The 13,169-nt window shown below is 61.0% G+C and carries 9 protein-coding genes and 1 CRISPR repeat array (1 of these 10 only partly in view); all 9 genes read left to right on the forward strand.

Annotated elements, in window-relative coordinates:
* The first annotated feature begins 91 nt into the window (after positions 1-91).
* The 9 genes from cas6 (at position 92) to VITFI_RS10635 (ending at position 11,895) form a co-directional block, all read left to right on the forward strand.
* Complete coding sequence (cas6, locus tag VITFI_RS10595; RefSeq protein WP_089416932.1) at positions 92-1,027, forward strand: CRISPR system precrRNA processing endoribonuclease RAMP protein Cas6; 936 nt, start codon at positions 92-94, stop codon at positions 1,025-1,027.
* Entirely contained in the window at positions 1,024-2,682 is a 1,659-nt protein-coding gene (locus VITFI_RS10600) for a Cas10/Cmr2 second palm domain-containing protein (protein WP_089416933.1), read from the forward strand. The genes cas6 and VITFI_RS10600 overlap by 4 nt, the downstream gene beginning before the upstream one ends.
* Positions 2,679-3,302, forward strand: coding sequence for an RAMP superfamily CRISPR-associated protein (locus tag VITFI_RS10605; RefSeq protein WP_157725649.1), 624 nt, complete (start codon positions 2,679-2,681; stop codon positions 3,300-3,302). The genes VITFI_RS10600 and VITFI_RS10605 overlap by 4 nt, the downstream gene beginning before the upstream one ends.
* On the forward strand, positions 3,299-4,963 hold the full coding sequence (locus VITFI_RS10610) for a type III-B CRISPR module-associated Cmr3 family protein (RefSeq protein ID WP_089416935.1): 1,665 nt from the start codon (positions 3,299-3,301) through the stop codon (positions 4,961-4,963). Before VITFI_RS10605 ends, VITFI_RS10610 begins: the two co-directional genes overlap by 4 nt.
* Positions 4,960-6,462 (forward strand): RAMP superfamily CRISPR-associated protein, encoded by a 1,503-nt coding sequence (locus VITFI_RS10615; RefSeq protein WP_089416936.1) that lies wholly within the window; start codon positions 4,960-4,962, stop codon positions 6,460-6,462. The genes VITFI_RS10610 and VITFI_RS10615 overlap by 4 nt, the downstream gene beginning before the upstream one ends.
* Positions 6,455-7,009, forward strand: coding sequence for a hypothetical protein (locus tag VITFI_RS10620; protein ID WP_089416937.1), 555 nt, complete (start codon positions 6,455-6,457; stop codon positions 7,007-7,009). The genes VITFI_RS10615 and VITFI_RS10620 overlap by 8 nt, the downstream gene beginning before the upstream one ends.
* A 19-nt stretch (positions 7,010-7,028) precedes the next feature.
* Complete coding sequence (locus VITFI_RS10625; protein WP_089416938.1) at positions 7,029-8,819, forward strand: TIGR03986 family type III CRISPR-associated RAMP protein; 1,791 nt, start codon at positions 7,029-7,031, stop codon at positions 8,817-8,819.
* A gap of 28 nt (positions 8,820-8,847) precedes the next feature.
* Complete coding sequence (locus VITFI_RS10630; protein ID WP_157725650.1) at positions 8,848-9,981, forward strand: Card1-like endonuclease domain-containing protein; 1,134 nt, start codon at positions 8,848-8,850, stop codon at positions 9,979-9,981.
* Between the two features lie 153 nt (positions 9,982-10,134).
* Positions 10,135-11,895, forward strand: a complete 1,761-nt coding sequence (locus VITFI_RS10635) for a bifunctional metallophosphatase/5'-nucleotidase (protein WP_089416940.1) — start codon at positions 10,135-10,137, stop codon at positions 11,893-11,895.
* 153 nt (positions 11,896-12,048) lie between these two features.
* Positions 12,049-13,169: direct repeats of the CRISPR family, unit length 37 nt; unit sequence GTCTTAATCCCTTCAAAGCCAGGGAAGCCAGCCAGAC (it continues 1,188 nt past the right edge of the window).

The following is a 13,169-nucleotide window of genomic DNA, read 5'->3' on the forward strand; positions in this document are numbered from 1 at the left end:
GGACGCCCTTCACCCTCACCTCGTCACCATGACCCGGGACACCCCACCCCCTCCGCCTTGCAATCCCCCCGCCGGCTTGGCTCTGCCCGCAATGCAGTGGTTCCACCTCGAACTCACCCATCGCCTGCTGGACGATCTCTCCCTGCCCGCTCCGGGCGGGCTGGGGGCGCTTTACCGCAGCGTGTTCGGCCTCGCACTCCACCGCCGGGCTCCCACCCTCTGCGAACGCTATGCCGGCGATCAGAGTGACAGCCTGCGCCCTTGGTGGTTGTGGCCGCCAGATCTGGGCGATGAAACCGACCTGCCCGCAGGCACCGTGCTGCGCGCCCGCTTCAGCTTGCATGCCAGCTCAGCACCGGATGTGGACGCTTGCCTCCAAGCCTTCGACGACTTCGGCCTGCTCGGATTGGGCACCGAACGCAGCCGGGCCGTGTTGGACGAGGTGGCATGGCTCACCCCCAGCGGCCCCGAACCTGTGGGCGCCGCCGTCCCACCGCCTTGGTGCGCGCAAGACGTGTGGCAAACCGCCCAGGCCGAGCTGACCGAGCGGCCCAATCCGCAGCAGAGCGGGGTGTGGCTGAACAGCGTGACACCGCTGCGACTCAAGTTTCGAAGCGCATTGATCACCCAGCCGCCTCCGCTCAGTGAGGTGCTGCAAGCGTGTTTCACCCGTCTGGGGGCGATGCTGCGGCTGGCACAACCCACCTCCGCCCGCCACCCGACCACTTGGTTGAGCCCAGAAGACAAAACCGCTTGGCTCCAGTGGAGCCGCCATTGGATGCCCGATCTGGCTTGGACACAGCGTGCGCAAGTGCATCGTTGGTCATCGCGCCAACAGCGGGCGATTCGCATCGATGGCCTGACGGGCGCATGGGCGTATCCGCCCGAAGCCTGCCCAGCCCTGCCGTGGTTGCGCCTGGGCGAACACCTGCAACTCGGAGGGAAAACGACGGTGGGGATGGGGGCGTTCAACGTCGCTTTGCGGCAACCCCATGGCGATGACAACGAAGAAGGAGGCCAAGCATGACCCAATATGCCTTGATATTTGAGGCGGAATCGATCCAGTCTTACATTTTTGATTCGGGCCGGTTGTCCGATGCCGTGGGTGCCAGCGTGCGGCTAGATCAACTCTGCGGCGATTTGGCGCCAGCCGGTCCGGAGGATAAAAAAACTCCCGATGATTTGCTGTCCCGCGTGATTGCCACCGTTCTGGGGCGTGAAATCCAAAAGAAAAATGACCCCGATGTCGCGTTTTCCCGCCGTGGTGGCGGTGCGTTTATCGCGCTGTTTCAAAGCGCCGCGTTGCGCGATCGGGTGCAAGCGCTGTGGTCGGCCACACTGGCGGATGTCGCACCCGGGTTGCGGTTCGGACTGGTGGCCAGCGAAGGCATCCATGCGCTGGCGGCTGCCGAAGCGGGCATGCAAGCCATGAAATGGCAACGCAACCAGCCCGCTCCCAGTTTGCCGGAAACCGGGCCGCTCACCCGCTTGGCACCCCGGACGGGCCGGGCAGCGGTGCAAACCATGACCGAAAACGCGCAAAAAGAATGGGTCGATGCTCAAACGCTGGTGCATCGCCAACGCGCCCGCCGTTTCAACCACGACCGCTTGACCGCTCGGTTCAGCACCGATTTGCAGAACTGGCCCAGTGATTTGGAGCGAGAGTTCCCTTTTAATCAAGCGGGGCACAAAGAAATTGCCGTCGTCCATGCCGATGGCAATGGATTGGGCGTGGCGTTGCAGGAACTGGCAAAGCACTGCAAGAAAACGCCGGATCATTATGTTGAAGCGTATGCGGGGTTTTCGGAAGCTGTCAGCCAAGCCACCCGAGCGGCGGCGGCCCACGCGACGAACACTGTGCTGGCACCCAAAACCCGCAAGGATGGTTTCGTGCCCGCCCGCCCTTTGGTGTTGGGCGGTGATGACCTCACCATCCTGTTGCGCCCGGATGTGGCGGTGCCCTTCACCCAAGCGTTTCTGGCAGCGTTTGAAGTGGAGACCGAAAAAGAGCTGAAAGAGGCGCGGCAAAAATTCAACTTTTTGCCGGTCAAGCTCACGGCGGCTGCGGGCATCGCCATTGTGCAGGCCAGTCATCCGTTTGACCGGGCGTTGCACTTGGCGGAGTCGCTGTGCGGCATGGTGAAGAGCGCCACCAAAAAGCGGGTGACGGCGTCCGAGAAAGAGGCGCCTTCGGGCTTGATGTTCTATCGCCAAACCGTGTCCCTGCTGGATGACTGGCAGGACGTTCAGCGCGTCGAGACCACCCCCAAGGAGGCGGAGGAGGGCGTGCGCTATTGCACCGTCCATGGGCCGTACCTGTTGCATGCGTCGAAAGGGGAGCCGACCTTGCCCGCCTTGGCGCAGTTACAGACCTTGGCCGATGTGCTGGCCCGCCCAGCCCTGGCCAACGGGCCAGTGCGTCAGCTCATCACCCAGTTGCACCAATCGCCCGCCACGGCACGCAAGAGCTGGCAGCGCATTTGGGAAATGCTGGCGCACCGCCAAGACGCAGCCACTCAAACAGCGCTGCGCCAGGCACTCCAGGCATTGGGCCTGCCTGCTGCGCCAGATGCGCTGCCCTGTGCGCACCGCTCTGAATCCCCCAGCGATCTGCACAGCACTCCCTTGAACGATGCGTTGACGCTGGCTCATCTGGCCGTGACTCAGGAGGAAGAGGCATGAGTTCATCTCTCAACCCAAGCACCCGCCCCTTGGCGGTTGAGGTGCTGGATTTGTGGCACGCCGGCAGTGGCCGGGGCCAGGGCCGGTCGCTGGACGCCGTGGTTGTGGTGGATCCGCAAGGGTTGCCTTATTTGCCGGGCCGCCAGCTCAAAGGCTTGTTACGGGATGCCGTGCGCTGCTTGGAGCACTGGGGCCACGTCCCTGCCGACACCACCGCCTACCTGTTTGGGGACAAGGTACTCACCGGTGTTTCCGACGATCTGCGCTTGCTGCGCAGCCGACCAGGGGTGCTGCACGTGAGCAATGCCACGCTGACGCAGGCAGAGCGTGACTGGTTGGTGTCGCCTGCTGGCCGGCAACAGTTACCCCGCTTATTCGTGGAGGTGTTTTCTACCGCCATGGATGACCAGGGCGTGGCCAAGGATCAGACGCTGCGCGCCATCCAGATGGTGGTGCCCATGACGTTGCATGCCACCTTGACGCTGGATGTGAGCGATCCCCAGCAGGCCGCCCCCTTGTGGGCCGTGTTGAAGCAGGGGGCGCAGTTGGTGCAGCACGTGGGTGCCCATCGATCCCGGGGGGCTGGCCGCGCCCGACTGAATTTGAAGGAGGCTGCATGAAGCGCTACCAGTTAGACATCACCTTGCTGGATGACTTGGTGTTCAGCCAACGCTCAGCCACTCAGGGCAACCACGAGGCGCTGGACCGCATTCCGGGCACGGCATTGTGGGGGTGGGCGGCGGCTTGGTTGCACCGTCACCATGCTGGCGACGCGCAGGCCCTGGCCCACGAAGAGGGGCTGCGCTTCTCGGATGCTCGCCCCCTCAGTCCGCATGGTCTGCCCACGTTCGTTGTGCCGCTGAGCTGGGTTTATGACAAAGGGGACACAGAGGGGTACTTCATCAAAAACACCGAGGGCACCGCCAGCAAGCGACTGCACGCACAGAAGCTGCGCAACTTGGCCCACGCCGACGCCAAGGCGGACGATTTCAAGCAAGCCAAAGGTCTGCGTGGTGGCTATGTGAGCGAGGCGGGGGAGCACGTCACGCCCGACACCCAATACCGTTTGCGCACCGCCTTGCAGGAGGAGACGGGCACGGCGCGTGCCGGCCAACTGTTTGGTTATCAGAGTTTGCAGGCAGGGCAGCGTTTCCGAGCGACCATGCAAGTGGCTGCGGGTGTGCCAGCGGCCCCGGTTGAGGCGTTGCTCCGAGCGATGGCACAGCAAGTGCGCCTTGGGCGTTCGCGTTCGGGTGAATATGGGCGGGTGCGGGTGTCGATTCAAGAGATGCCGGCGCCGGTGGTTGCGCCGAGTGTGCGAGGGCAGCGGGTGGTGGTGTGGTTGCTGTCCGATGCATTGCTGCGCGATGCCCATGGTCGCCCGTGCCTCACGCCTGAACCCACCGTGATGGGGCTGCCCGGTGCGCGGTTCGTCCCCCAACACAGCGCTTTGCGCCATCGGCGCTACAGCGCATGGAACGCCCATCGCAACACCTACGCCACCGAGTGCCAGGTGATCCAAGCTGGCAGTGTGTTGGTGTTCGAGCGGGATCGGGCCTTCACGCCTGAAGAGTTGCGCCAGTTGCAGGGGGGTGTGGGGGTGTCTGGGGCGCAAGGTTTGGGGGAGGTCTGGGTGAATCCGCCGCTGCTGGCCGATGTCCGCCCGGTGTTCCGGCAGACCACCATGACGGCTCCGGCCACTGCCGCCACGGTGCCTGTGCGGGCACCGGATACGCCACTGATGAAGTTCCTCCAGCGCACGCCAGAAAGCGCGGTGAAGGTGGATCAGGGGGCCTTGAAGCTGGCCCAAGACTGGCAACAGAAGATCACCAGCCATCTCATGGCTGTGCGTCGCTACCGAGGCACCCCCGAGCACCTGCCGCTGGGGCCGTCACCGTCCCAGTGGGGCGGGCTGGCCTCGGCGCTGGAGGCTTGCCTGGAGCCAGCTCACTACAACGACAAGGTGCAGAGCAAGGTGCTGGGTATCTCCGCAAGCTCGGGGCCGACCCGTTCTGCGCAGGGCAGCACTGGTGTGCATCGCAACACTCAGGCCCTGGAGGGCTGGAATGTGAGCCACAGCAACTCGGAGCCGTTAGGGGGGCTCATGAATCAGCTGTTGCGGAAACACTTGGATCTGCACATGCAGGCTGGCGCCGCCGCAGCCGATTGGCGGCGAGCTGTGCGCCAGGCGGTTCATGCCTGCCAAGCCATCCGCCGTGCTGATCTGCATTGGTTGGAAGCACTCGACAAGGTCTGCAAGAAAGAGAGCAGCGAATCATGAGAACCGATCATTCTTGTGTGGATGTTTGGCGCTTGGTGCTGGAGGCCCGTTCTCCGTTGAGCATCGCCAGCGGCAAGGATGAGCTGGTGGACGATGTGGTGCTGGCCTTGACACCTGCCGGATTGCCCTACATCCCTGGCACAGCCTTGGCGGGTGTGTTGCGCCACGCGCTCCAAGCCCATGTGCAAGATGAGTTAGGCGTCAACGGGGCCAAGGAAGTGGCGGACGATGTATTCGGCTACGCCCAAGGCGATGATGGTCGCGCCTCGCGTTTCGAATGCACGCATGCCCACATCCACGACAGCCGCGACCGGGTGGTGTCCGACGTATTGGCGGAGGTGTCACCCAACGAGCCGATTTTGGGGCCGCTGGTGCATCGTTTACCCACCAAGCGCCAGCGCGTGCGCATCAATGCCCACGGTGCCGCAGCCGATACGGGGCACTTCGATCGCACTGTGGTGCCTGCTGGGCATCGCTTCAGTGTGGAGCTGAGGCTTTGGAGCGTGAATGCCCAAGCAGCCGAAACCGCCCGGAATTGGTTGGAAGGGCTGTTGAGTTCGCCAGCGTTGAGTGTGGGCGGTCTCACCCGCAGCGGCTTGGGGCGCCTGAAGGTGGTGCGCGGGGCGTATCGGCGGCTTGATTTGCGCAACGCCCGCGAGTTGGGCGTTTTTCTGGATCGACCTGCCGCGCTGGATCAGATCCGGGGCTTGCATCCGTGGAAAGCCGCGACTGCGGAATCTCCTTGGGCCACGCTGCCGCTGAACTTGCGGGCCGAAGGCGCACTGCGCGTGGGCCAAGGCAGCCAAGCGTTGAGCCGGCACGGCAGGGAGATCAAGCTGGCGGATGCCATGCCCTATGTGGAGCCGTGTGTCGTCTGGGAATCCCCCTCGAAGGGGCAACTGACACAGCGGGTGGTGATCCCGGCCACGGCCATCAAGGGGGCAGTGGCGCATCGGTTGGCGTTCCATGACCGGCGCCACCGAGGGGAGTGGGCCACACCGGACAGCGTGCGCACCGCTTTGGCCGAGCACGCGCCCAAGCCAACCGGCGTCGCGGCTTGGCTGGGCACGATCAAGGGAGAGCAAGGCGCGTCTTACGCCGGTGGGCTGATGTTCGAGGACATCACCTTGCCCCTGCCTTCGGTTCCTTCACCGCAGGTGGGTCACCGTACCCACAACAGCATTGACCGCTTCACCGGCAGCGTGCGAGATGGGCTGCTGTTCACTGAGGAATATCTGTTTCGGGTGTCGCTGCCCACAGCGCTGCACCTGAGTCTGGCCGCTTGCCGGCGGACGGATGGTGTGGCCTGGCAGGCACTGCAAGACACCCTGGAGGATTTGGTGCAAGGGCGTTTAGCGATCGGGGCAGACAGCGCAAGCGGGCTGGGGTATCTGGAAGGCGACTACTCCCGTGAAGACTTCGAAGCGCTGCGCCAAGCAGCCCTGCAAGCGTGCGGCTCGCCCGCTGATGCCACTGCACAGGAGATGATTCATGAGTGAAGACACAACCACACGCGCCCAACGTGTCGGCAAGCTGAAGCAATTGCAGCAAGATCTGGAGCAACTCGAACAAGCTGTGCTGCCCGAAGCGCTGGCAGGCACCCGCTGGACACGCTACGCCTTACGCGGGTTGAAGCTGACCACTCGCAGGATCAGCAGCCATGACGAGCTGCTGCAACAGCTCCGGCAGTGGGCCGGGTGCGGCTGGGTGGAGGCCACGGGGGCGATCCATGAGGTCAGCGGACAGCAAGCGCTCGCCGAGGTGCATGGGCGTGTGTTGTGTGCGGATCTGAGTGGCCCGACGGCTGCGCTGCGTGTGCGTCCCTCCGGTTCGGGCTGGAGTTTCACCGAGGTGCAAGAGCTGGCCGATCCGCTGGTTGAAGGGGTCGAGCCTGTGTTGGTGTGCAGTGTTCACCATGCCAGCGTGCGTGGCAGCCGAGAAAAACTGCATTACCGGGTGGCACGCACGGTGCCGGCCAATGACAGCACGCTGCGCGTGCTGGACAGCTGGTTTGCTGGTTTTATGAACCCGATCCGGATCGAATGAGGCGCAAGGGAGACACAGCATGAGCATTGACAAAATCACATCGGCCTATAACTTCGTGCCGCTGCAAGCCAAGGTGGTGACGCCGGATTGGCAAGACCGAACCAGCCAAGATGTGCCGTTGCAGGACGGTTTGTGTGCCGAGATTGATTTGACGCTGACCAATCACACGCCTTTGCTGGTGGGGGGCAGTGACACAGAAGCGGGGCCGAAACGATTCCATTGCCACCCGGACGGCATTCCGGCGATTCCTGGATCGAGCTTTCGGGGAATGATCAGGAACGTTCTGGAGATTGCCTCATGTGCGTCGATGAAACTCATTGATGACCGCGCACTTTCTTTGCGAGACCTTGATTTGGACGCGTACAAGCAGGCGTTCAGAAGTAAACCAAGAGCGGGCTGGTTGAGCTTTTGCCATGATAGAAAAAGCTGGATCATCTTGGAGGTTGACTATGGGTTCATTGAGCAACGGCAAATTCAGAGACTCGGGCAAGCGCATGACTTGATTTTTGCACAATGGGAAACGGCATCCGACGATGATAAGCGCAAGGCTGAGCTGAAATATCGTGCGGTTGGTAAGCCGTTGAAGCAGCGATTCATGCTTGATGATGATTTAATGCGCACATACAAGCCTTGCCCGAAAGACAAGCCAGGTACTGTTGGGTATGTTGTGTTTACGGGTCAACCCGGTGACATGGATAAAAACCCAAGCGAACACAAAAAAAATAACAAACATAGGGAGTTTGTTTTCCTTGATAGTGAAAAATCTACCAATGGCACACTGACGGTGCCCGCTGGGGTGATGCAAAAGTTTATTCAGAATCATTCAGACTCAAGCGATTGGAAGTACTTGCTGAGTCCTGATTCAGTGTTGAAAAACAAAGGAGTTCCTGTTTTCTTTTTGACTGAAAAAAATCAGCAGAAGGCGTCCGTTTCATCGCTGGGGCTTGCGATGATGTACCGGATACCGGGGTTTTACTCCCTGGGTGAGTTGGCACTCAAGCAGCAGCGTCGGGAAAGCAAGCTCGATTTTGTGGAGACGCTATTTGGCCTCATCAAGCAGAGTGATCATGAACAAAGTCGGCGTTCCCGCGTCAGCTTTGGCGACTTGCGCTTGACGGGAAGCAACACCAAACCATGGGAAGCCCCCAGCGCGTTCAGCCAGCCGACTGTGCTCAACGGTCCCAAGCCAAGCTTCTACCCCAACTACATCGTCCAAAAGGAGCGTGGTGGCAAGCTGTCCGGGCCAGCGACGACTCTGATGGATTCTTCGGCGAAGCTCCGTGGCTGGAAGCGTTACCCGGTGCATGCACCGGCCAGTGTGAAGGGTGTTCCACCCCCACCAGAAAAAAGCCAAGCCAGTGTGCAAACACAACTTCAACCCCTGCGAGCGGGGCTTTCATTTGCGGGCCGCGTGCGGCTGCACAACGTTACTCGCGAGGAGCTGGGGGCCGTGCTCTGGGCGTTGACGTGGGGAGGGAATTCCGAGCTGCGCCATAGTCTTGGCATGGGAAAACCCTTTGGGCTCGGGCAAGTGAGCGTGAATATCACTCAGTTGAATGTGCGTTCTAACGATACGCCCCAGCTGGGAAATAATGAAATTCGATCCTACGTGCAAGCATTTGAACGCTGGATGGAAAAAAATGTGCCCGCATGGAAGAGTGTTTTGCATGAGTTGCTAGCCATGGCCAACCCAGCCGCGCCGGGTGTTAGTCAGCTGCGCCCGCTAAAGCTGAATATGGCTGGGAAAAGTGAGTTCAGAGAAGCGAAGCAGAAAAAACTGGCCCTTCAACCGTACTCAGCAATCCGTTGAAATACTTTTTTCACTGAAAGGACGAAGCGTGCATAACACATCCAGCACCGTCGTACACGTCTGCATTGCCACCGGGCAAAATGCCGCCAACTTGATTCCCCTCAAGCAGTTGCAAGCGGCTGAGGTCTTAATTCTACAAACGCCGACCATGCGCGATGCCGCTTCTAATCTGGAAACAGCGCTGCGCCAAGAAGGCCGTCAGATTCGCCGCCAAGACTTTGACGATCGCAGTCCTTCCACCATTGAGGCCAGTGCGCACCAAGTCGCTGAACAATTGGATGGCCGGCAGGTGATTTTGCATGCCACGGGTGGCACCAAATTGATGGTGCTGGCGCTGCGGGATGCTCTGCGTCTGCTGGAAACCGGCAGTGGCAAACTGGACATTGTTTATGCCGATACCCATCGGCAGCAGCTTGACTGGCTAGGCTCTGATCCTCGTACCGAAGCGATGGCCGATGTGCTCGATCTGCAAGACATGATTCTGGTGCAGGGCTATCGCATTGAGAGTGATACCCGTCCGGCAGCGGTACAAGCGCGGGCCAGTGCTCGTGCAGCATTAACCCGGGAAATGGGTGATAACGCTGCACGCTACGGCAAATTCTTCAGTGCATTGGCTGGAATGGCCTGTGCCTCTGTCGGGGGCAATCTGGAGCAGGCTTTTGAGTTTGCACCCGGTGGCATCAACGCCAAACTTTTGCACCAAGCAGCCAGTCATGGGCTGTTAAGCTGGGAAGGTGACGAGCGACTTACCTTCTCCGATCTGGACGCAGCAAAATACTTTGCGGGAGGGTGGCTGGAGGAGTTCGTTTTTCTCAAGCTCTCCGGCATGGCCAAACGTGGGCGTTATGGCTGCAATGTGATTGTCAATTCATCCAAAGGCCAAGGCGTCCGCAACGAAATTGACGCCATGCTGCTGCACCGCAACCGCGCACTGTTGATCGAATGCAAAACCGGCCAACAAAACAAGGCGCAAGACGCGCTCTATAAACTCGCACAGCTGCGCCAATCCTTGGGTGGGAGCGTGGCTGCGGCGCTGTACCTCAGTGCGCAAGCCGTGAGCGAGGATGTCCACAGGCGTGCCAAAGAGTCCAACATCACCATCTTGGCTACTGGTGACGTGAGCCGGCTTGTCCCGTTCCTGAAGGAGTGGCAGGCCAGCTGATCAAGCCCCATTGGTGCGGAAGCGTGGGTTTTCGAGTTCACGGGGGGAGAGCTGGCGCGTGAGGGCAAGTCCCTGACTAAACGCTGTGTCCCTAAAGCGGGTTGCCTCAGCCGGGTCATCCCGCCTATCCTGTCTGTTTCTCGGAGACTTCATATGCCCCTCATTCGCCAGCCCCTGGGCTGGGCCGCCCTGCTGGCTGTCAGCTTGTTCAGCCCTTGGGCCGCAGCCCAAGAACAGCCGACCACCCTCACCCTGATCCACATGGGGGACGTCCACGGCCACTTGGTGCCGCGCCCGCACCTGCGCTCAGACGGCAACGGTGCGCTGCAAGGCGGCTTGGCCCGCATGTACACCCGCATCGAGGCCATCCGCCAAGCCCGGCCTCACCATCTGCTGGTCAACACGGGCGACACGGTGCAAGGCTCCGCCGAGGCGCTCTACACCCGGGGCCAGGCGCTGGTGGATGTGCTCAACCACTTCAGGATCGACGCCTTTGCGCCGGGCAACTGGGAATTTGTCTACGGCAGCCAGCGTTTCATTGACCTGTTTGCCGGTCAGCGCCCCTTGGCCCCGTGGAACACCATCGCCGCCAACGTCTATTACGACAGCCCCGACGGCGGGCCGTATGCCGACAAACAAGGCCAGCGCGTGCTGCCACCTTACTTGGTGCGGGAGGTCGGTGGCGTCAAGGTCGGCATCCTCGGGCTGACCACCGACCGGGGGCCGCAGGTGGTGGGGCGCTCCGTCACCAAGGGCTTGCGCTTTCTGAAGAACGGCACCGAAGTGGATGCCCAAGTGCGCACCCTGGTGGCCGAGCTGCGTCAACAGCACAAGGTCGATTTGGTGGTGTTGGCGTCGGAAATGGGCATGGCCAACAACATCCGGCTGGCGGAAAGCATCCCGGGCATCGACGTGGTGTTGTCCTCGGACATGCACGAGATTGCCACCCAGCCTTATGTGACGCCGACCGGCACGCTGGTCATCGAAGAGGGCCAAGACGGCACCGTGCTGGGCCAGATCGACCTGACGATGCGGCACGGCAAGGTCACGGGCTGGAAGCACCAGTTGCATGTGATTGACGAGCGCACGCCCGAGCATCCGCAAATCGCCGCTGCGGTGCGGAAGGTGCGCAAGAGTTTTGTCAGCGGGCCGGGTTTCACGCAACACGTCAACCCGTTCAACGGCACTCGGTTGCCGCGCCCCATCGACACGGTGGTCGGCCACACCACGGTGGCGCTGCACCGCAGCAACTTCTCACACGAGGCGATGCCGGCGGTGATCGAGGGTTCGTCCCACGACTTTCTGACCGATGCCTTCCGTGCCCAAACCGGGGCGGATATTGGTGCGATTCGGGGTTTCCGTTATGGCACGCATGTGGCGCCTGGCCCGATCCGCATGGAGGATTTGTATCACTTCATCCCCATTGGCCCGCTGATTGCCAAGGGTGAGCTGCAAGGCAAGCAGCTCAAGGGCCAGATTGAGAACGCGGCAGATGGTTCGCTGAATCCCCAGGTGCAGGAGTGGACGGGCGGCTGGCTGTTCAATTTCTCGGGTGTGGAGATGGATCTGAACCCTTATGCGGCCAAGGGCCAGCGTGCCGCCAACATTCGGGTGTTGGATCGTGCCAGCCAGCAATGGCAACCTCTGGACCCCGAACGCACGTACAGCTACGCCTCATACCACTACGCGCATGACCCGGATCTGATCAACGTGGTGCCGGTGAAGAACGTGCAGATTCTCAAGGACGAGCAGGGCCAGCCGCTGGATGGGGTGGAAGTGGTGGTGCGCTACCTGCAATCTCTGCCGAACCAGACCGCCAGCCCGGTGCTGAACCGCATCCGCCTGACGCAGCCTCTGCCCAAGCCGATTTCGGCGAGCCCCGAGGTGCAGCCCTGGCGTGGGGCGGGGCGCTGAAGCTGATACCAAAAAGGCCACACCGACATGGCGGTGTTGGCCTTCGGTCAAGGGGGCGCTAGCCCCCTTTTTTTCTGCCTGCTCGTCGAGTGGCTGCATAAAAACAGGGAAGCCAGCTAGACCTGTTATCGCGGCGGTGCGAGACGTATGCGCGTCTTAATCCCTTCAAAGCCAGGGAAGCCAGCCAGACTTTCAATACGCACAGGTCGAAGAGACCTGGCAAGTCTTAATCCCTTCAAAGCCAGGGAAGCCAGCCAGACGGAAACACCTGTGATGGAGTCACATACATCCAGTCTTAATCCCTTCAAAGCCAGGGAAGCCAGCCAGACCTGTGTGGGATGAAACCGCTGACCGTTGGCTGTCTTAATCCCTTCAAAGCCAGGGAAGCCAGCCAGACCCTTGCAAGCGAGAAAATGCCCACGGCATAAGTCTTAATCCCTTCAAAGCCAGGGAAGCCAGCCAGACGAAGATGGATGCAACCATGCATCTGAGCAGCGTGTCTTAATCCCTTCAAAGCCAGGGAAGCCAGCCAGACAGTGATCAACGACCCGACGATGAATGACATTGGTCTTAATCCCTTCAAAGCCAGGGAAGCCAGCCAGACAGCGCGGCGAGTGATCATCGACGCACCCAGTGTCTTAATCCCTTCAAAGCCAGGGAAGCCAGCCAGACGGATCACAGTGCCGCGCAGGCGGCCAGCGACTGTCTTAATCCCTTCAAAGCCAGGGAAGCCAGCCAGACGGATCACAGTGCCGCGCAGGCGGCCAGCGACTGTCTTAATCCCTTCAAAGCCAGGGAAGCCAGCCAGACGGATCACAGTGCCGCGCAGGCGGCCAGCGACTGTCTTAATCCCTTCAAAGCCAGGGAAGCCAGCCAGACTGGCTGACCGGCCCCGGGCGATCGATCATCGAGTCTTAATCCCTTCAAAGCCAGGGAAGCCAGCCAGACGAAAAACCGCGAAACAACCCACACCCAGAACCGTCTTAATCCCTTCAAAGCCAGGGAAGCCAGCCAGACATTACACGTTCACGCTGGGCATCAAGGGCTATGTCTTAATCCCTTCAAAGCCAGGGAAGCCAGCCAGACGGAAAACATCGATGCGTTCATGCGTCTGTTCCGTCTTAATCCCTTCAAAGCCAGGGAAGCCAGCCAGACAAAGACCACCGGCTCATGAACATTCCCGGCGTCTTAATCCCTTCAAAGCCAGGGAAGCCAGCCAGACCGCGAGTCGGAAGTGGTGGGGTACAACCTCATGTCTTAATCCCTTCAAAGCC

Source organism: Vitreoscilla filiformis, assembly GCF_002222655.1.
GTDB lineage: Bacteria > Pseudomonadota > Gammaproteobacteria > Burkholderiales > Burkholderiaceae_C > Ideonella > Ideonella filiformis.